The organism is Caldimonas manganoxidans ATCC BAA-369, assembly GCF_000381125.1.
In the GTDB taxonomy this organism is placed as follows: Bacteria; Pseudomonadota; Gammaproteobacteria; order Burkholderiales; family Burkholderiaceae_C; genus Caldimonas; species Caldimonas manganoxidans.
In genome coordinates this window covers 62,987-82,556 of the sequence record NZ_KB905935.1, presented here as the reverse complement: position 1 = coordinate 82,556, position 19,570 = coordinate 62,987, and the positions used below count along the sequence as shown (strand labels likewise).

Sequence of the window (19,570 nt, the reverse complement as noted above, 5' to 3'; positions counted from 1 at the left end):
TGGCTTGCGCGTACATTGTCGGCATGCCCGCAGGATCGCGCCGTATGAAGAAGTTGCACACCCTCGTTGCGGTGGTCGGCATCGCGCTGGCCAGCGTTGTGGCCTACTGGTACCAACACATCGGGCCAGGATCCAAGTCCGGCCCCTCGGCGGTGGGGGCCCCAGACAAGGCCGCGACCGCCGCGCGCGCAGCGGGGCCCGCCGGTCCTGTGGCCGTGGAGGTGGGGCGAGCGCTGTCACTGCCGGTGGCCGAGCTGGCCCAGGCCGTGGGCACGTTGAAGTCCCGTCAAGGCGTGATGCTGCGGCCGGAGGTTTCAGGGCGGGTGGCCGCACTGGGCTTTCGTGACGGTCAGGTGGTGCGTCGTGGCCAGCTGCTGGTGCAGCTCGACGACAGCGTGCTTCGTGCCCAACTTCAACAAGCGCAAGCCCAGCTGGACATTGCCCGAGCCAACGATGCTCGCAACCGCGAGCTGCTGGCGCAAAACTTCATCAGCCAGGCGGCGGTCGATCAGGGGGCTGCCAATCTGCAGGTGGCTCGCGCGCAAGTGGCGCTGGTGCAGGCTCAGATCGAGCGTTTACGCATCGTGGCGCCCTTCGACGGGACGGTCGGTATCCGGCTCGTCAACGTGGGCGACTATGTGAGAGAGGGAACCGATTTGGTGAGCTTGGAAGACCTGCGCACGGTCTACGTGGATTTCCGCTTGCCCGAGCGCTATCTGCCGCAGCTGCGCGTCGGTCAGCCGGTCCAGGTCCGCGTCGATGCCTTGCCCGGGCAGCGCTTCGAAGCCCGTGTCCAGGCGCTCGAACCCCAAGTCGATGTCAATGGACGTTCGGTGCTCGTGCGGGCAAGCATCGATAACCCTCGGGGGCTACTGCGGTCGGGCATGTTCGCCCGTGTCGAGGCGGTGCTTGCAACTCGTGTCGATGCAGTGATGGTGCCGGAGGAGGCCATCGTGCCGCAGGGCGGACGGCAGTATGTGATCCTCGTGGTCGACGGTGGCGAAGGCATGCCTGCCGGTACTCGGGTGTCGCGTCGCGTCGAGGTGGTGCTGGGACAGCGCCGTGAGGGCCTGGTGGAAATCGTGCGGGGCGTGCCGGCGGGCGCGACGGTCGTCACTGCCGGGCATCAGCGTATTGGTGCCGACGGCACCCCCTTGCGGGTGGTCGCAATCGGTGGTGCTGCGCGTCCTGCGGAGGCGGCGTCGGCACCGGCGGCAGCCAGCGCGGCTGGCCAGGCGCGTCGCCAGGGGCAGCGTACCGTGGCGGCCAGCCCGTTGTCGCAGCCATAGCAGGGGATGATCATGAAAATCTCCGAAGTGTGTGTGCGCCGGCCGGTGTTCGCCACCGTGCTGTCCTTGCTGATTCTGTTGCTGGGCTTGGTGTCTTTTCAGCGGCTGCAGGTGCGCGAGTACCCGCGCATCGATGAGCCGGTGGTGACGGTCGCCACCCGCCTGGCTGGCGCATCCTCCGAGGTGATCGAATCGCAAGTGACCAAGCCGCTGGAAGATTCGATCGCCGGGATCGAGGGCGTGGACATCATCACCTCGATCTCGCGTCAAGAGCAAAGCCAGATCTCGGTGCGCTTCAAGCTCGACAAAAACCCCGATGACGCGGCCGCCGAAGTGCGCGACCGTGTGGCCCGGGTGCGCGGGCGGCTGCCCGACTCGGTCGACGAGCCGGTCATCTCCAAGGTCGAGGCCGATGCCTCGCCGACGATCTGGCTGGCTTTCACCACGACCACCCTGTCGCCCTTGGAGGTGACCGATCTCATCACCCGGGTGATCAAGCCGCGCCTGCAGACGGTCAACGGCGTGGCCGACGTGCTGGTGCGCGGCGAGCGCGAGTATGCGATGCGTGTGTGGCTCGACCCCGACCGGCTGGCCGCCTATGGCGTGACCGTGCAGGACGTCGAAGACGCGCTGCGGCGCCAGAACCTGGAAGTGCCCGCCGGACGCATCGAGGGGCAGCAGCGCGAGTTCAGCGTCACCGCGCAGACCGACCTCAGCACGCCCGAGCAGTTCGGGCAGGTGGCGCTGCGCCAAGTGGCCGGCTATACCGTGCGGCTGCGTGATGTGGCTCGCGTGGAGCTGGCCGCAGCCAGTGAACGTTCGAGCGTGCGCTTGAATGGACAGCGCTCGGTGTCGCTTGGAGTGATCCGACAGGCGACCGCCAATCCGCTGGAGGTGGCCGAAGGCGTGCGCGCGATCTTGCCGCGCCTGCAGCAGGAACTGCCCGAGGGGGTGACGGTGCAGGTGGCCAACGACAACTCGGTCTTCATCGACCGCTCGGTCAAGGCGGTCTACAAGACGATCGCCGAGGCCGTGGTGCTGGTGGCCCTGGTGGTGTTCGTCTTCTTGCGCACCTTGCGGGCCTCGATCATCCCCTTGGTCACGATCCCGGTGTGTCTGATCGGGGCCTTCGCGTTGATGGCCGCCGTGGGCTTCACGATCAACACGCTGACGCTGTTGGCGTTGGTGTTGGCCATCGGCTTGGTGGTGGATGACGCCATCGTCGTGCTGGAGAACATCTATCGCCACATCGAGGAAGGCCTGGAACCTTTCGCTGCGGCGATCAAGGGGGCTCAGGAGGTCGGGTTTGCCGTGGTGGCGATGACCCTCACCCTGGCGGCCGTGTACGCACCGCTGGCCTTCACGCCGGGGCGTACCGGACGGCTGTTCGTGGAATTCGCACTGACCCTGGCCGGCGCGGTGATCATCTCGGGCTTCGTGGCGCTGACGCTGTCGCCGATGATGTGTTCCAAGCTGCTGCGTCACAATCCGCGACCGACCCGCTTCGATCGGGGCATGGAGCGTGTGCTGGTGGCCCTCACCCAGGCCTATGAGCGGGCTTTGTCATGGACGCTCGCGCGCCGATGGATCGTGGTGCTGACCATGCTGGCCAGTGCCGCAGCCAGCTGGTGGTTGTTCATCGGCATGCGCAGTGAGCTGGCCCCGATGGAGGACCGGGGCGTGGTGCTCGTCACGGTCAATGCGCCGGACGGCTCGACCCTGGCCTACACCGAGAAGTACATGCTCGAGATCGAACGCATCGGTGCCAGCCTGCCCGAGTTCGACCGTGTGTTCGTGGTCGCGGGCAACCCAACCGTTTCCCAGGGCATCTCGTTCATGCGCACGATCGACTGGGACGCGCGCCAGCGCAGCACGCAGCAGCTCGCACGTGAGCTTCAACCCAAGCTGGCGGCCCTGCCTGGCGTCAGTGCCTTTCCGATCACACCGCCCTCACTGGGGCAGGGTTTTCGTGAGCGCTCGCTCAACTATGTCATCCTCACCTCTGACAGCTATGAGAAGCTGCATGCAGTGGCTCAGCAATTCGTCGAGGCGATGAACCGCCATGGCGGTTTCGTGCAACCCGACATCGATTTACGACTGAACAAGCCGGAGATCTACCTCGAGGTCGACCGTGAGCGCGCCGCCGATGCCGGCGTCTCGGTCGACCAAGTCGCGCGTACGGTCGAAACCATGCTCGGCGGTCGCAACGTCACCCGCTTCAAGCGTGATGCCGAGCAATACGATGTGATCGTCCAGACCGAAGCCGGTGGGCGGGCGCGGCCCCACGACATCGAGCGGATGTTCGTGCGCGGGCGTGACAACCGCATGATCCCGCTGTCGTCGCTGGTGACGGTGCGCGAGGCCGTCTCTGCGCGTGAGCTCAACCACTTCAATCAGCGCCGCTCGGTCAGCATCACGGCCAACCTGGCGCCAGGCTTTGCCCTGGGCGATGCGCTGAAGTTCATGGACGAAACCGCCGAACGGTTGCTGCCGGCAGGCTATGCCACCGAACTCAACGGGGTCTCGCGCGAGTTCCGCGCCTCCAGTGGCGCGCTCGGGCTGGTGTTCGTACTGGCGTTGTTCTTCATCTTCCTGGTGCTGGCCGCCCAGTTCGAGAGCTTCGTTGATCCCTTCGTGATCTTGCTGTCGGTACCGCTGTCGATGGTGGGCGCGCTGGCGGCCCTCAAGCTCAGCGGCGGCACGCTCAACGTGTATTCACAGATCGGTCTGATCACCTTGGTGGGCTTGATCACCAAGCATGGGATTCTGATCGTCGAATTTGCCAACCAGTTGCGCCAGCAGGGCCTGGGGCTGATGGAAGCGACACGCCGCGCGGCGGCTTTGCGTTTGCGGCCCATTCTGATGACCACTGGCGCCATGGTGTTGGGTGCGGTGCCCTTGGCCATCGCTGCGGGGGCGGGCGCCGAAAGCCGGCAACAAATCGGCTGGGTCATCGTGGGCGGCATGACGGTGGGCACCGTGCTGACCCTGTTCGTGGTGCCCACGATGTACACCTTGTTTGCGCGGCGCAGCACGCCTGGGCCGATCACGCGGCCGGTGGAAGAGGCGGTGCGAGCCTGAGGCGAGCGCCGCCGCCCCAGCGGATCAGATCAGGCCCTCGAAAGGCAGCACGTCCACCAGGTCCCCCTCGGCCACAGGGCCCTGGTCGTGGTGCAGAACCACCAGCCCATTGGCTTCGGACATCGAGCGCAAAATGCCCGATCCTTGTGAGCCGGTGATGCGAACCTGCCAGCGTCCATCCACCAGACGCACGATCCCACGCTGGTATTCGGTGCGCCCGGGTTTCTTGCGCAGGGCTTGTTCGGTGTGCGCGCGCAGCAGGGGCAGCGCTGGCGGCATGGCCCCGCCCATGACCAGCAGGGCCTCGCGCACGAAGGCATAAAAGGTGATCATGACCGCCACGGGGTTGCCGGGCAGTCCGAACAGGATGGCCTGACGGCCGCGGCTTTCGATGCGGCCAAAGGCCATGGGCCGGCCGGGTCGCATCGCGATGCGCCAGAAGGCCACCTCGCCCAACCGCGCCATCATTTGTTTGGTGAAGTCGGCCTCGCCCACGCTCACCCCGCCCGAGGTGATGATGGCATCGGCGCTTTCGGCCGCCTGCCGAAAGGCCGCTTCCAGGGCTTGCGGGTCATCGCGCACCACCCCGAGGTCCAGCAGCTCCACACCCAGGCGCTGCAACATGCCATGGATCGTGTAGCGATTGCTGTCGTAGACGCAGCCAGGCTCCAAGGGCTCGCCAATGGAGCGCAGCTCATCGCCGGTGGAAAAGAAAGCCACCCGCAACCGCCGGAAGACCGGCACCTCGGCCTGCCCCAGCGAAGCCAGCAAGCCCAGATCGGCCGGACGCAGGATCTTGCCCGCCGGCAGGGCGGGACGGCCACAGGCCAGATCCTCGCCTCGCAGCCGGCGGTTGTCGCCAGGGCGCACGGCGCCGGCGGGAATGCTGACGACGTCTGCGTCGAGGTGGCAGAACTCCTGCGGCACGACCGTATCCAGCCCTTCGGGCATGACCGCGCCGGTCATGATGCGCACACACTCCCCCGGTGCCAGCCGCCCCTCGAAGGCCTGTCCGGCCAAGGCCGTGCCTGCGATGCGCAGCCGTGTGGGGCCATCGGTGGCGAGGTCGGTACCGCGCAGCGCGTAGCCGTCCATGGCCGAGTTGTCGTGGGCGGGCACGTCGATGGGCGAGACCACATCGGTGGCCAGCACGCGCCCCAGCGCCGAGCGCAGGGGCAGCTTCTCGACAGTGTCCACCCGCGGAACGAAGCGGCGGATGAACTCCTGCGCCTTGTCCACCGGCAGGGCGTTGGGGTCATAGCCGCTCACGCAGGACGCGATGTGCTCGAGGGATGTCATGGGGGCGGCGGGCTTCAAAGCATCAATACCATGTGGGCCTTGTCGAAGTACTGCACTTTGCGGCCAGTCTCGACACGGATGGCTCGCGGCAGCAGGCCGTACATTTTGAAGCCTGCCCGCTCGTACAAACGCACCGCCCGCTCGTTGGAGGCCGTCACCGTCAGGGTCAACATTTCCAGGCCCTGGGCTTGTCGCGCCAGGTCGATGCAGGCAGCCAACAAACGACGGCCCACGCCCAGCCGGGTGTGGGACTCCCGCACGTACATGCCGACGATGTTGGCGCGATGACGCAGCTTGCGCTTGAGTTCGCGTTCACAGGCCACCGAGCCAGCCAGCTCGCCATCGACCCAGGCGCCCAACAGGAAGGTGCCGCCCAGCGGTTCCCCCAGGCCCAGACGTCCCAGATAACTCTCGGGGCTGCGCAGCCGCTCCGTCTCGGCATCCGAGGTGAACGATTCCGGATGACGCTGCAGGGCCTCGTCGCGCAGCAGCTTGTACGCCGGCAGATCCTCCGGCCCCAAACGGCGCACCTCGATCCGCGCGGTGGGTTCAAGCTCCATCGCGCTCGAGCGCCACCAGCTCGTCTTGGGTGTTGACGTTGGCAAAGGCCGACTCGTCATCGAATGGCACCTCCACGGTATGGTGCTGGGCCGTCCAGCGGTCGATTTTGCGTCCGCCCGCATGCAAGTAGCGCACGAGGCTTTCCTGCAGTGACGTGCGCATCAGCGTGAACACGGGCTGGCGCTGCGTCCCAGTGCGCGCCATCGCGATCTCGGCACCGTGGGCCTGCAGGGCCGACGCCAGCCGATCGACCAGGTCAGTGGGCAAGCGTGGCGAATCGCAGGGCACCGTGACGAGATAAGGCGTTTCACAATGTTCCAACCCTGCCAGAAAACCGGCCAGCGGCCCGGCATAGTCCGGCAGGGCATCGGGCCAGACCGGCACTCCGAAGGATTCGTAGGCGCCCAGGTTGCGGTTGGCGTTGATCATCACCCGCCCGACCTGAGGAGACAGTCGCAGCAGCACGTGCAAAGCCAGCGGCAGGCCGCGATAGCTCTGCAGTCCCTTGTCGACCCCGCCCATGCGACTGCCACGGCCGCCGGCCAGGATCAGGCCCGTGATGAGTTCAGGATCCATCGCTGCGCTCGTTCGGGAAGGGATCGCCCAGGTAGTGCGGGCCTCGCATCACGGACACCACGACGCAGCCCACGGCCACGGTGAGGATCATCGCGCACAGAAAGATCGTACTGCCGGCCACGATGTAGTCGACGAGCTGCGCTGCACGGTGCGCCTCATCATGCAGCCCTGGCTGCATGCCAGATTTGATCCAAGCCCCGATCAGCCAGGGCGTCGCCAGGCTGGCCAGCGTGGCGATCGTGAGGCGCCGTTTGACGGCCGGGGGCAGCAGCGCAGGGCGTGCCATCGGCTCAGCCTCCGATGTAGTGCATCTCGACCTTGCGCAGCGGCGGGCTGGCAGTCGCTTGCAAGGAGGCGCGCAGCTCCGAATAGCGGTCTTGGCGATCCTGCCAAATCAGCCCGATGGCCCCCGCGATCTGCTCATCGGTGTAGCCCGCGCGCAGCAAAGCCCGAAGATCATGCCCTTGCTGAGCAAACAGGCACAAAAAGAGCTTGCCCTCCGTGGACAAGCGAGCTCGGTTGCAGTCTCGGCAGAACGCCTGCGTGACGCTGGAGATGACGCCGATTTCTCCGCCACCGTCGCGGTAACGCCAGCGCTCGGCGGTCTCGCCAGGGTAGTTCGGATCGATGGGCTCCAGCGGGAAATGGGCATTCAAGCGCTCGATCACCTGGGCCGAGGGCAGCACCTCCTCCATCCGCCAGCCATTGGTGGCGCCGACATCCATGTATTCGATGAAGCGCAGCACGATGGACGTGCCGCGGAAAAAGCGCGCCATCGGGATGATCTCATGGTCATTGGTGCCGCGCTTGACCACCATGTTGACCTTCAGCGGTCCCAGTCCGACCCTTTGCGCGGCCTCCAGCCCTGCCAACACATCGGCCACCGGAAAATCGACATCGTTCATGCGCCGGAACAGCGCATCGTCCAAGGCGTCCAAACTGACCGTCACGCGCTGCAGGCCGGCGTCTTTCAACGACTGTGCCTTGCGCGCCAGTATCGAGCCGTTGGTCGTGAGCGTCAGGTCCAAGGGCTGGCCGTCGGGCGTGCGCAACGCGGCGAGCATCTCGACGAGCCGCTCCAGATCCTTGCGCAGCAGCGGTTCGCCACCGGTGAGTCGGATCTTGCGCACCCCGTGGGCGACGAACAGCCGGGCCAGCCGGGTGATTTCTTCGAAGCTCAGCAGCGCGCCGTGGGGCAGGAACTGATAATGCTTGTCGAAGACTTCCTTGGGCATGCAATAGCTGCACCGGAAGTTGCAGCGGTCCGTCACCGAAATCCGCAAGTCGCGCAAGGGCCGGCCCAAGCGATCGGCCAGCGGCCCGGCCGGCGGGCGCCACTGATCCGGCACCCGCGGCACGCCGGCCCGGACACGGTGATCGGCCAGCGGGATCACTTTCTCTGCCATGGCCCCGATTGTGCATCGGCGCAGGCCGGGTGGTCTATCGTCCCAGTTCGTGTCCCGGGTGTTGACGGGCCGCACCTGCAAGCCGGTGCCGCCATGCGGCACGGACCTGCGCCGCCCGAAGGTTCAGTGCGACAGCGTCCACGCTGTATCGGCAGCCGGCGTCGTCGGCAGGGTCGGGTTGCCGGCGTCCACGGGCGAGGCGGCCGCCAGCGCCACGGGTCGCCGCGCCCCGTTGTAACGCTGGCTCCAATAGGGCGTGCGCATGTCTTCGATGCGCACCTGCGCGCCGCTGCGGGGAGAATGGATGAACTTGCCGGCGCCGACATAGATGCCCACATGCGAATAAGCCCGCCGCAGGGTGTTGAAAAAGACCAGGTCCCCCGGTTGGAGGTCGTGGCGAGGCACAGGCACCAAACCGGGGGCCCGGGCCTGTTCCTCGGCGCGGCGCGGCAGCTCGATCCCCAGGGCCGTGTCGAACACATGGCGGGCAAAGCCGCTGCAGTCGAAGCCTTCCTCGCTGGACGTGCCGCCGCGGCGGTAATTCACCCCCAGAAAGCTCATTGCCGTGACCACGGCCTGCGCTGCGGCTTGCGGCGCTGCAGGGGGGGCGGCGCTTGGGGGCGGAGGACCAAGCTCCCCCCCGTCGCCCTTGGCCATCGGCCCGACCGGATCGGTCGCGGCCTGCGCTGCGGACGGCGACCATCCCCGCTCGGCCAGGAAAGCGGACATCCGGTCCACGGAAGGGGGGCTGCTCGGAGCCGGCGCCACCGAGGCGCAGCCCACCAGGGCGGCCATCGAGCCGACCACACCGACCAGAGGCAAGCAGGACTTTCGCATGGCCGCAACCATAGGCCAAGGCCGCCGGCTTCGTCAAGAAATATTCATTCCGACAAGCACTTAGCGCGATTTGCTCGAATCGTTCTCGGCGTGCCGGATCCTCCGGTCGGCTCTCGGGGGGGCGGGTCGAACCTCTGGTCGCGCGCCGCGCACGAGGGCACGATGTGCACGGGATGCAAGGGGGGGCGGTCATGGACCGTCAGGGCATCGTCAGCCTGACTGCCTCCAATCGGTGCCTCGAGAGGAGGGCTGCCCCCCCCACAGAGGCCCCCCAGAAGAGGAGACAAACCATGCATTACGAAGCCTTTTACCGGCGCTCGATCGAGGACCCGGACGGGTTTTGGGCCGAGCAGGCTCGCCTGATCGACTGGCAGCAGCCGCCGCAGACCATCTGCGACGACAGCCGCCCGCCCTTCGTGCGTTGGTTCGTGGGGGGCACGACCAATCTTTGCCACAACGCCGTGGACCGGCATCTGACGCAGCGGGCCGAGCAGGCCGCGCTCATCCACGTGTCCACCGAAACGGGTGCCGAACGTGTCTACAGCTTCCGTGAGCTGCATGCCGAGGTCCAGCGCATGGCGTCGATGCTGCAGTCTCTGGGCGTGGTGGCGGGCGACCGTGTGCTGATCTACATGCCGATGATTCCGGAGGCCGTGTTTGCGATGTTGGCCTGCGTGCGGCTGGGGGCCATACATTCGGTGGTTTTTGGCGGGTTTGCCAGTGTCAGTCTGGCCAGCCGCATCGATGATGCGCAGCCGCGCGTGATCGTCAGTGCCGATGCGGGTTCGCGTGGCGGCAAGGTGGTGCCCTACAAGCCCTTGCTGGACGAAGCCATTCGACTTGCCAAGCACGCGCCTGAGCGCGTGCTCCTGGTCGATCGCGGCTTGGCGCCGATGGAGCGCATGCCCGGGCGGGATGTCGATTACGCGGCCTTGCGCGAGCAACACCTGCAGGCCCAGGTGCCTTGCGTGTGGGTGGCGGCCGATCATCCGAGCTACACGCTCTACACCAGTGGGACGACGGGCAAGCCCAAGGGCGTGCAGCGCGACACGGGCGGGTATGCCGTGGCCCTGGCGGCGAGCATGAAATATATTTTTTGCGGTCAGGCCGGTGAGACCTACTTTTCCACCAGCGACATCGGCTGGGTGGTGGGCCACAGCTACATCGTGTACGGTCCGCTGATTGCGGGGATGGCCACGATTCTTTACGAAGGCCTGCCGATCCGGCCCGATGCCGGGATTTGGTGGCGGCTGGTCGAGAAGTACAAAGTCACCGTGATGTTCAGCGCGCCCACGGCGGTGCGGGTGCTCAAGAAGCACGACACGGCGTTCCTGAAGCAGCACGATTTGTCCAGCTTGCGCGCACTTTTCCTGGCCGGTGAGCCGCTGGACGAACCCACGGCCAGTTGGATCGCCCAAGCCCTGGGCAAGCCCATCATCGACAACTATTGGCAGACCGAGACAGGCTGGCCCATCCTGACCATTGCCAACGGCATCGAACCCAAGCCCAGCAAATTCGGATCGCCAGGCGTCCCGATGTACGGCTATCGGGTCAAGTTGCTGCACGAGGCCACCGGAGAGGAGCTGACGGGGGCGCACCAGAAGGGCGTGTTGGCCATCGAGGGCCCGCTGCCGCCAGGCTGCATGCAAACGGTCTGGCGTGACGACGAACGCTTCGTCAAGACCTACTGGAGCGCCGTGCCCAACCGGCAGATCTACAGCACCTTCGACTGGGCCATTCGCGACGAGGACGGCTACTACTTCATCCTTGGCCGCACCGACGACGTCATCAATGTGGCCGGCCACCGCCTGGGCACGCGCGAGATCGAAGAGTGCATCGCCAGCCATCCCGCCGTGGCCGAGGTGGCCGTGGTGGGCGTGGCCGACAGCCTCAAGGGCCAAGTGGCCATGGCGTTTGCCGTGCTCAAAGATGCCGCACTGGCAGCGACAGAGGCGCAGGCGCTGGCGCTCGAAGGCGAAATCATGAAGGTGGTGGACCAACAGCTCGGTGCCGTGGCACGACCGGCCCGTGTGCATTTCGTCACGGTCTTGCCCAAGACACGCTCGGGCAAACTGCTGCGTCGGGCTATCCAGGCGGTGTGTGAGCACCGCGATCCGGGGGATCTGACCACCATCGAAGATCCGTCGGCCCTGCAACAGATCCGTGCGCTGCTCGGCGCAACAGGCTGAGCCGCGCCCAGGCGGCCGATGCGTCGGGCGGTCTGGGCGCCGGCGGCCTGGCGTCCCCCCTGTGGGGGATGTGCGACAGTCGTGCTCAAGTAGGAGCTGAATCGGTCGAAATCTCGAAAGCCTGGATACATTTGCGCTCCAGTGCTTTCCAGATGAAAGATTCTCCGGTCCCGCTCTTCGTCGACGTTCACCAACTCAAGGTCGGCATGTATGTGCATCTCGACTTGGGTTGGATGGATCATCCCTTCGCCATGAGCAGCTTCCGCATCTCGTCGGCGGAGCAGATCGCCACCATCCGCGGCCTGGGGCTGCAGCGGGTGCGGTGGGACCCTTCGCGCAGCGACCCGGGGCTGCTGGCGCTGGTCGGCGCCCCCGAGCCTCCCACCCGCTCCGAGCCCGATGCCTCGGCCGAGCCGGCGCAGGGCGGGCAGCGGGACCGGCGGCGTGCCTTGCTCGCGGCGCAGCGGGCGCATTTGGCTGCCTGCGAGCGCGAGTTCACCCAGGCGGCACGGGAATTCCGTCAAATCACCGACATCGTGCCAAGCCAGCCGGAGTCCGCACGCGAACGTTCCGAGCGCTTGGTCGATGGCTTCCTCGACAAAATCGACGGGGCGCACGATACCTGCATTCGCTTGCTTCACGAGGCCGCCGGTGATCGCGCCTCCACCCATAGTCTGAACGTGACCGTTTTGTCCATGCTCTTGGGCCGCGCCATGGGGATGGGGCCGCAGGAGCTGCGCGATTTGGGCCTGGGAGCGTTGCTGCATGATGTGGGCAAGCTCGAATTGCCCGACCGCGTGCGTTGGAAGGACGAGCTGTCCAGCTCGGCTGAATTGCAGTTTTATCAAGAACATGTGGCCCATGGCGTGAGCCTGGTGCGCAAAATGAAGCTCAGCCCCCAGGCCACGCTGGTCGTGGCTCAGCACCACGAGCAGGCCGACGGCCGGGGCTTTCCGCAGCGCTTGCCCGCCGAACGCATCAGTGCGCTGGCGCGCATCGTGGCGCTGGTCAACCGGTACGACAACCTGTGCAATCCACTGCATCCGGCCAAGAGCTTGACTCCGCATGAGGCCTTGTCGCTGATCTTCGCGCAAATGAAGCAGCGCTTCGATGCACCCACCCTCAGTGCCTTCATCAAGATGATGGGGGTGTATCCGCCGGGCTCGGTGGTCGAGCTCACCGATGGCCGCTATGCTCTGGTCGTCTCGGTCAATTCGGCCCGTCCACTCAAGCCGCGCGTGATCGTGCACGATCCCAAGACGCCCGCCGAAGAAGCCTTGATCGTCAACCTCGAGGCCCATCCGGAGCTAGGTGTGCGCCGCAGCCTCAAGCCTTTGCAACTGCCGCGTGAGGCGCTGGACTATCTGTCTCCCCGCCAGCGCATTTGCTACTTCTTTGAACGGGCCGTGGAATCGTCGGAGCCCGAGGACGAGGGGCCCGCATGAGTGCATCCCATCTGATGCCGGTTTTGCAGCATCTGATCGACGGCATGCTCGAAGCGGTTTGGATGGTCGATCCGGTGGATCTGCGCGTGGTCGCGGCCAACCAAGCCGCCCATGAGCTACTGGGCGTCAGTCAGGGCAGCCTGGTCGGCAAGGCCGCCATCGAGCTGGCGGCCACGCCGGAAGACATGTTGTTCTGGGAGGATGTGGCCGCCGGCTTGAGCGACCGCATCCTGTCCGACAGCCTCGTGTGCCGGGCCGACGGCACGACCGTCCCGGTCGAGCGCCGGGTGAGTCTGCTGCGCTTGGCGCCAGGCCAATCGCTGTACCTCGTCGGCGTGCGGGACCGCAGCGAGCAGCGGCGTGTGGAAGACGAGCTCGAGCGCCTGGTGTCCGAGTTGCGCGCCACGCTCGAATCCACGGCCGATGGCATCCTCGCCGTGGACCTGCACGGCAACATCCGCGGTTACAACCAACGCTTGGCCGACCTGTGGGGCTTTCCTCGGGCGTTGACCTTGCGTCGTGACGACCAAGCCATCTTTGCGTGGCTGCGCGAGGCCGTGGCCGACGTGCAAACCTACGACGACAGGCTCGCGCTCATTGCACGCTCGCCCTTGCTGGAGACGACGGATTTGATCGTCTTGAAATCGGGCCGCGTGATCGAGCGCGTCACCCGCCCTCAATACAGCCGGGGGCGGCCCATTGGTCGGGTTTTTTCATACCGCGACATCACGCAGCAGCTGGCGCAGGAGTCCCAGCTCCAGCTGGCGGCCAAAGTGTTCGATGCCAGCCCCGATGCCATCTTCATCACCGATGGCCAGCTTTCGGTGCTGGCGGCCAACCCTGCCTGCACCCGGTTGTGCGGTGCTCCACGCCAAACGCTGCTGGGTCGGCGGTGGAGCGAGTTGGTTCACGACCCGGCCGATCCAGGGGCCATCGATCGGCTGCGCGCCACGGTCGATGAGTGTGGCAGCGTCGAAGCGGAGCTGCACTACCTGCGCGCCGATGGCAGCAGCGGCCCCTGCCATGTCTCAATGGTCCGTTTGCAGGGGGACGCAGGCGACACCTTGCACTACATCGCCTTCGTCAAAGACCTCACTGACAAGCTTGCAGCCAAGCGACGCATCGAAGAGTTGGCCTACACCGATGCGCTGACGGCCTTGCCCAACCGCTTGGTCTTCGCCGAAAGAGTGGACTTCGCCATTGCGATGGCCAGGCGCGAGCAGGGCCGCTTCGCGGTGATGTTCATCGACCTGGACCGCTTCAAGCAAATCAATGACTCGCTGGGCCACCTCTACGGAGACCGCGTGCTGGTGGACGTGGCCGAGCGGATCAAGCGCTGCGTGCGTGAGGTCGATACCGTGGCCCGCTATGGCGGCGATGAGTTCGTCGTGTTGCTGCACCAAGCCGATGCTCGCGGGGCGGAGGCCACTGCCCGGCGCATTCTCGAGGCCTTGAGCTTGCCAGTGCAGCTCGACGAGCTCAGCTTCACGGTCACCGGAAGCGTTGGCATCGCGATGTATCCGGATGACGGGGCCACGGCCAACGACCTCATCAAAAATGCCGATGCGGCCATGTACCGGGTCAAGGAGCGGGGGCGGGCCAGTTTCCGGTTCTACCAGCCGCAGATGAACGTGGACCTGCTGGCGCGCATGAAGATCGACCATGCCATGCGCCAGGCCTTGCCCGCAGGTCATTTCCGCCTGGTGTACCAGCCGCAGGTGGACATCAAAACTCGCCAGGTGCTGTCGGCCGAGGCCCTGCTGCGCTGGCGCGATCCGGACCTCGGCGATGTCTCGCCGGCGCAGTTCATCCCGGTGGCCGAGGAAAGCGGCTTCATCGTCGCCTTGGGCGACTGGGTGCTGACCCAGGCGGTGCAACAGGCTGCGCGCTGGCAGGCCCAGGGGCGTGCGCTGCAGGTTTCGGTCAACGTGTCGGCCTTGCAATTTCAGCAAGCCAACTTCGTCGACCGCGTCGCCGGCGCGCTGTCGGCCGCCGGATTGGCGCCCGATCGGCTCGAACTGGAGCTGACCGAATCCATCCTGATCCAGGATGCCGAGGAGGCGCTCAGCCGCCTGCAACAGCTGGCGCAAATCGGTGTGCGCCTGGCGATCGACGATTTCGGCACTGGATACTCCAGCCTGGGCTACCTCAAGCGGTTCCCGATCGACAAGCTCAAGATCGACCGCTCCTTCATCGCTGGGCTGCCGGCCGATGAGAGCGATGCGGGCATCGTGCGCGCCATCGTCAGCATGGCACGGGCTTTGCATATCACGGTCATCGCCGAGGGCGTCGAGACCGATCTGCAGCGCCAGTTCCTGTGCGCGGCTGGCTGCGACCAGTTCCAAGGCTATCTGTATGCTCCGCCATCCGATCCCGACGAGTTCGAGCGTCTGCTCGAGACGGTGGCCCCGGCGGCGGGATGCCCGGCCAGCCGCTGAGGGGGCGCACGCGTCGGAGGATGTGGAGATTGCGGATTGGTCCTTGACCGCCAGGAGTGTTAGAGTCTTGGCTTCAGACTTTCGGTCCTTCCCGTCCCCTTTGCTGGTTTCTGAGTGAATTCGCAGTGAAGGCGGGTCGCAATCCGCCAACCGGTCAAGCCGTGTCGCGGAAGGTTGATCAACCAGCCAACAGCCCTGGAAACCGGGGCATGAGGTGAGCGAGATGATGCAGCAATACAGGTCCAATTCGTACCTGTTCGGGGGCAATGCCCCCTATGTCGAGGAGTTGTACGAGACCTACCTCGACAACCCAGGGGCAGTGCCCGAGAACTGGCGCGCCTACTTCGACGCCCTTCAAAACGTGCCGGCCGTCGATGGCAGCGATTCGCGTGACGTGGCACACGCCCCGATCATCGAGTCCTTCGCTCAGCGCGCCAAGTCCAATGCCTTCGCGGTCAAGGCCAGCAGTGCCGATCTGGCCGTGGCGCGCAAGCAGGTGCACGTCCAATCCCTGATCGCTGCATATCGCTTCCTTGGCTCCCGCTGGGCCGACCTCGATCCGCTCAAGCGGCACGAGCGTCCGCGCATTCCCGAGCTCGAGCCGGCCTTCTATGACCTCACTGAAAGTGACATGGACATCACTTTCAGTGCGACCAACACCTACTTCACCAAGGCCGACCAAATGACCCTGCGGGAGATCCTGCAGGCGTTGCGCGAGACCTACTGCGGCACCATCGGTGCTGAGTTCATGCACATCACCGAGCCGGCCGAAAAGCGCTGGTGGCAAGAGCGTCTGGAAAGCACCCGCTCCAAGCCGGTGTTCACCGCCGAGAAGAAGAAAACCATCCTCGAGCGCCTGACCGCCGCCGAGGGCTTGGAGCGCTTCCTGCACACCAAATACGTCGGCCAGAAGCGATTTTCGCTCGAAGGCGGCGAGAGTTTCATTGCCGCGATGGACGAGCTGATCAAACGCGCTGGCGAAAAGGGCGTGCAGGAAATCGTGATCGGCATGGCCCATCGCGGGCGCCTCAATGTGCTGGTCAACACCCTGGGCAAAATGCCCAAGGACTTGTTCGCCGAGTTCGAACACACCGCCAAGGAAGACCTGCCCGCTGGCGATGTGAAGTATCACCAGGGCTTCTCCAGCGACGTGTCCACGCCCGGCGGTCCAGTGCACCTCAGTTTGGCGTTCAACCCCTCGCACCTGGAGATCGTCAACCCGGTGGTCGAAGGCTCGGTCAAAGCGCGCATGGATCGGCGCGGCGACAAAGAGGGCAACCAGGTGCTGCCGGTCCTGGTGCATGGTGATGCGGCCTTCGCCGGCCAGGGGGTGGTGATGGAGACCTTGGCGCTGGCGCAAACCCGCGGCTATTACACCGGCGGCACGGTGCACATCGTCATCAACAACCAGATCGGCTTTACCACCAGCGACCCGCGCGACGCCCGCTCGTCGCTGTATTGCACCGATGTCGTCAAGATGATCGAAGCGCCGGTGCTGCACGTCAACGGCGACGATCCCGAGGCCGTGGTGTTTTGCACCCAGCTGGCGCTGGATTACCGGCAGGAGTTCAACAAAGACGTCGTCGTCGACATCGTGTGCTTCCGCAAGCTGGGTCACAACGAGCAGGACACGCCCTCGCTGACCCAGCCGCTGATGTACAAGAAGATCGCCAAGCATCCCGGCACTCGCAAGCTCTATGCCGACAAGCTCGAAGCCCAAGGCGTGCTGGCTTCCGGTGAGGCCGAAGAGATGGTCAAGGCCTATCGCGCGGCGATGGATGCGGGTCGCCATACCGTTGATCCGGTATTGACCAACTTCAAAAGCAAGTACGCCGTCGATTGGACGCCGTTCCTCGGCAAGAAATGGACCGATGCGGCCGACACCGCGCTGCCGTTGGCCGAGATCAAACGCCTGGCTGAACGGATCACCACCGTTCCGAGCAACTTCAAGCTGCACCCTCTGGTGGAAAAGGTCATTGCCGACCGCGCAGCCATGGGCCGTGGCGAGATCAACGTGGACTGGGGCATGGGTGAGCACCTGGCGTTTGCTTCCTTGGTGGCCAGTGGCTATCCCGTGCGGCTGTCGGGTGAGGACTGCGGTCGTGGCACCTTCTCCCATCGCCATGCCGTGCTGCACGATCAAAACCGCGAGAAGTGGGACGAAGGCACCTACATCCCGCTGCAGAACGTGGCCGACAACCAGGCTCCGTTCGTCGTGATCGACTCGATCTTGTCCGAAGAAGCCGTGCTGGGTTTCGAGTACGGCTATGCCTCGGCCGACCCCAATACGCTGGTCATTTGGGAAGCTCAGTTCGGCGACTTCGCCAACGGAGCCCAAGTGGTCATCGACCAATTCATCGCCTCTGGTGAAGTCAAGTGGGGGCGTGCCAACGGCTTGGTATTGATGCTGCCCCATGGCTACGAGGGTCAGGGCCCTGAGCACAGCTCGGCACGCTTGGAGCGCTTCATGCAGCTGGCTGCCGACAACAACATGCAGATCTGCCAACCCACCACGGCCAGCCAGATCTTCCACGTGCTGCGTCGCCAGATGGTGCGCATGTTCCGCAAGCCGCTGGTGCTGATGACGCCCAAGTCGCTGCTGCGCAACAAGGAAGCCACCTCGCCGCTGTCGGAGTTCACCAAGGGCGAATTCCGCACCGTGATCGGCGAAGTCGGCAGTGAAATCGACGCCGCCAAGGTCAAGCGCGTGATCGTCTGCTCCGGCAAGGTCTACTACGACCTGGTCAGGAAGCGTGAAGAGAAGAAGGCCTTCGACGTGGCCATCATCCGCGTCGAGCAGCTCTATCCCTTCCCGCACAAGGCCTTTGCCGCCGAGCTCAAGAAATATCCGAACGCCACCGATGTCGTGTGGTGCCAGGACGAGCCACAAAACCAAGGGGCGTGGTTCTTCGTGCAGCACTACATCCACGAGAACATGCTCGAAGGCCAGAAGCTCGGCTATGCCGGCCGTCCGGCCTCGGCCTCGCCGGCGGTGGGCTACGTTCACCTTCACCACGAGCAGCAGAAGGCCTTGCTCGAGCAAGCCTTCGCCAAGCTCAAAGGGTTCGTGCTCACCAAGTAAGTCCTGTCCCCGGGTCGGCGACGGCGCCGCGCCTCGTCACCCGGACGCGTTGACACGGGCTGCCCGCGGTGGCCCCTGTGCGCGGCGACACGCATAGCGAAAGAACGATCATGGCAATCATCGAAGTCAAGGTTCCCCAACTGTCCGAATCGGTGGCCGAAGCCACCTTGCTGTCCTGGAAGAAGCGTCCGGGCGAAGCCGTCAGCGCCGACGAGATCCTCATCGAAATCGAAACCGACAAGGTCGTGCTCGAAGTGCCCGCGCCGGCCGCCGGTGTGCTCGTCCAACTCGTCAAGAACGATGGCGAGACGGTCGTCAGTGACGAAGTCATCGCCAAGATCGACACCGAGGGTCATGCCCAGGTCAGCCCGCTGGAAGTCAAGGCCGCACCGGTGGCCGCCCCGGCCGCAGCGCCGGCGCCCACAACCGCCGGTGGTGCCAAGTCCGGTGTGGCCATGCCTGCGGCAGCCAAGCTGATGGCCGACCATCACCTCAGCGCCGCCCAGGTCAGCGGCACCGGCAAGGATGGCCGCATCACCAAGGGCGATGTGCTGGGCGCCATCGAGGCTGGGGTGAAGCCGGCGGCTGCCCCAGCGCCGGCGGCCCCGGCCGTGGCCAAGCCGCTGCCGCAGGTCAACGTTCCCGGCCTGAACCTGGGCGATCGCCCCGAGCAGCGCGTGCCCATGAGCCGACTGCGCGCCCGCATCGCCGAGCGTCTGCTGCAATCGCAGGCCACCAATGCCATCCTGACCACCTTCAACGAGGTCAACATGGCGCCGGTGATGGAGTTGCGCAAGAAGTTCCAGGAGAGGTTCGAGAAGGAGCACGGCGTCAAGCTTGGCTTCATGAGCTTCTTCGTGAAAGCGGCCGTGCATGCGCTGAAGAAGTTCCCGATTTTGAATGCCTCGGTCGATGGCAACGACATCGTCTACCACGGCTACTTCGACATCGGCATCGCAGTGGGTTCGCCGCGCGGCCTGGTGGTGCCCATCTTGCGCAATGCCGATCAGATGACCTTTGCCGAGATCGAGAAGAAGATCGCCGAGTTCGGCCAGAAGGCCAAGGACGGCAAGCTGGGGCTGGAAGAGCTCACCGGCGGAACCTTCTCCATCTCCAATGGCGGCGTGTTCGGCTCGATGCTGTCCACGCCGATCATCAACCCGCCGCAGTCGGCCATCTTGGGGGTGCATGCCACCAAGGACCGTCCGGTGGTCGAAAACGGCCAGATCGTGATTCGTCCGATCAACTACCTGGCCATGAGCTACGACCACCGCATCATCGATGGTCGCGAGGCCGTGCTGGGCCTGGTGGCGATGAAGGAAGCGCTGGAAGACCCGGCCCGCCTGCTGTTCGACATCTGAGGGGGC

General features: G+C 65.3%; 13 protein-coding genes. 7 read left to right on the top strand and 6 right to left on the bottom strand.

The window, feature by feature from the left end:
- Nucleotides 1-44: 44 nt before the first annotated feature.
- Together F615_RS0106000 and F615_RS0105995 are read left to right on the top strand one after the other, a co-directional pair.
- Complete coding sequence (locus tag F615_RS0106000; protein ID WP_019560273.1) at nucleotides 45-1,289, top strand: efflux RND transporter periplasmic adaptor subunit; 1,245 nt, start codon at nucleotides 45-47, stop codon at nucleotides 1,287-1,289.
- A 12-nt stretch (nucleotides 1,290-1,301) separates the two neighbouring features.
- Entirely contained in the window at nucleotides 1,302-4,370 is a 3,069-nt protein-coding gene (locus F615_RS0105995) for an efflux RND transporter permease subunit (RefSeq protein WP_026330073.1), read from the top strand.
- 24 nt (nucleotides 4,371-4,394) lie between these two features.
- Here the strand turns inward: F615_RS0105995 and moeA are convergent, their stop codons facing one another.
- The 6 genes from moeA to F615_RS19365 form a co-directional block, all read right to left on the bottom strand.
- Nucleotides 4,395-5,669 (bottom strand): molybdopterin molybdotransferase MoeA, encoded by a 1,275-nt coding sequence (moeA, locus tag F615_RS0105990; protein WP_019560271.1) that lies wholly within the window; start codon nucleotides 5,667-5,669, stop codon nucleotides 4,395-4,397.
- A 14-nt stretch (nucleotides 5,670-5,683) separates the two neighbouring features.
- A complete protein-coding gene (locus F615_RS0105985; RefSeq protein ID WP_019560270.1) occupies nucleotides 5,684-6,229 on the bottom strand; it encodes a GNAT family N-acetyltransferase in 546 nt (181 codons plus the stop codon).
- On the bottom strand, nucleotides 6,219-6,806 hold the full coding sequence (gene mobA / locus F615_RS0105980; protein ID WP_019560269.1) for a molybdenum cofactor guanylyltransferase MobA: 588 nt from the start codon (nucleotides 6,804-6,806) through the stop codon (nucleotides 6,219-6,221). The genes F615_RS0105985 and mobA overlap by 11 nt, the downstream gene beginning before the upstream one ends.
- Entirely contained in the window at nucleotides 6,796-7,092 is a 297-nt protein-coding gene (locus F615_RS17860) for a hypothetical protein (protein ID WP_019560268.1), read from the bottom strand. Before F615_RS17860 ends, mobA begins: the two co-directional genes overlap by 11 nt.
- A 4-nt stretch (nucleotides 7,093-7,096) precedes the next feature.
- Entirely contained in the window at nucleotides 7,097-8,212 is a 1,116-nt protein-coding gene (gene moaA, locus F615_RS0105970) for a GTP 3',8-cyclase MoaA (protein ID WP_019560267.1), read from the bottom strand.
- Between the two features lie 123 nt (nucleotides 8,213-8,335).
- On the bottom strand, nucleotides 8,336-9,049 hold the full coding sequence (locus tag F615_RS19365; protein WP_245558333.1) for a C40 family peptidase: 714 nt from the start codon (nucleotides 9,047-9,049) through the stop codon (nucleotides 8,336-8,338).
- 173 nt (nucleotides 9,050-9,222) lie between these two features.
- Here F615_RS19365 and F615_RS0105960 point away from each other — a divergent pair, with 173 nt between their 5' ends.
- The 5 genes from F615_RS0105960 (at nucleotide 9,223) to odhB (ending at nucleotide 19,564) form a co-directional block, all read left to right on the top strand.
- Nucleotides 9,223-11,238 carry a propionate--CoA ligase gene (locus tag F615_RS0105960; RefSeq protein WP_310731998.1) on the top strand — a complete coding sequence of 672 codons (2,016 nt, stop codon included), beginning with the start codon at nucleotides 9,223-9,225 and terminating at the stop codon, nucleotides 11,236-11,238.
- Nucleotides 11,239-11,390: 152 nt separating this feature from the next.
- A complete protein-coding gene (locus tag F615_RS0105955; protein WP_019560264.1) occupies nucleotides 11,391-12,683 on the top strand; it encodes a cyclic di-GMP phosphodiesterase in 1,293 nt (430 codons plus the stop codon).
- Nucleotides 12,680-15,121 (top strand): sensor domain-containing protein, encoded by a 2,442-nt coding sequence (locus F615_RS0105950; protein ID WP_245558332.1) that lies wholly within the window; start codon nucleotides 12,680-12,682, stop codon nucleotides 15,119-15,121. The genes F615_RS0105955 and F615_RS0105950 overlap by 4 nt, the downstream gene beginning before the upstream one ends.
- 223 nt (nucleotides 15,122-15,344) lie before the next feature.
- Nucleotides 15,345-18,203 (top strand): 2-oxoglutarate dehydrogenase E1 component, encoded by a 2,859-nt coding sequence (locus F615_RS0105945; RefSeq protein ID WP_019560262.1) that lies wholly within the window; start codon nucleotides 15,345-15,347, stop codon nucleotides 18,201-18,203.
- 110 nt (nucleotides 18,204-18,313) lie between these two features.
- Nucleotides 18,314-19,564 (top strand): 2-oxoglutarate dehydrogenase complex dihydrolipoyllysine-residue succinyltransferase, encoded by a 1,251-nt coding sequence (odhB, locus tag F615_RS0105940; RefSeq protein WP_019560261.1) that lies wholly within the window; start codon nucleotides 18,314-18,316, stop codon nucleotides 19,562-19,564.
- The last annotated feature ends 6 nt before the right edge of the window (nucleotides 19,565-19,570 follow it).

Coding starts and splice junctions, on each gene's coding strand:
- F615_RS0105955 (WP_019560264.1), top strand. CDS start 11,391: ATGAAAGATTCTCCGGTCCCGCTCTTCGTCGACGTTCACCAACTCAAG.
- F615_RS0105945 (WP_019560262.1), top strand. CDS start 15,345: ATGATGCAGCAATACAGGTCCAATTCGTACCTGTTCGGGGGCAATGCC.
- F615_RS0106000 (WP_019560273.1), top strand. CDS start 45: ATGAAGAAGTTGCACACCCTCGTTGCGGTGGTCGGCATCGCGCTGGCC.
- F615_RS17860 (WP_019560268.1), bottom strand. CDS start 7,092: ATGGCACGCCCTGCGCTGCTGCCCCCGGCCGTCAAACGGCGCCTCACG.
- moaA (WP_019560267.1), bottom strand. CDS start 8,212: ATGGCAGAGAAAGTGATCCCGCTGGCCGATCACCGTGTCCGGGCCGGC.
- F615_RS0105950 (WP_245558332.1), top strand. CDS start 12,680: ATGAGTGCATCCCATCTGATGCCGGTTTTGCAGCATCTGATCGACGGC.
- F615_RS19365 (WP_245558333.1), bottom strand. CDS start 9,049: ATGCGAAAGTCCTGCTTGCCTCTGGTCGGTGTGGTCGGCTCGATGGCC.
- F615_RS0105995 (WP_026330073.1), top strand. CDS start 1,302: ATGAAAATCTCCGAAGTGTGTGTGCGCCGGCCGGTGTTCGCCACCGTG.
- F615_RS0105985 (WP_019560270.1), bottom strand. CDS start 6,229: ATGGAGCTTGAACCCACCGCGCGGATCGAGGTGCGCCGTTTGGGGCCG.
- mobA (WP_019560269.1), bottom strand. CDS start 6,806: ATGGATCCTGAACTCATCACGGGCCTGATCCTGGCCGGCGGCCGTGGC.
- moeA (WP_019560271.1), bottom strand. CDS start 5,669: ATGACATCCCTCGAGCACATCGCGTCCTGCGTGAGCGGCTATGACCCC.
- odhB (WP_019560261.1), top strand. CDS start 18,314: ATGGCAATCATCGAAGTCAAGGTTCCCCAACTGTCCGAATCGGTGGCC.
- F615_RS0105960 (WP_310731998.1), top strand. CDS start 9,223: ATGCAAGGGGGGGCGGTCATGGACCGTCAGGGCATCGTCAGCCTGACT.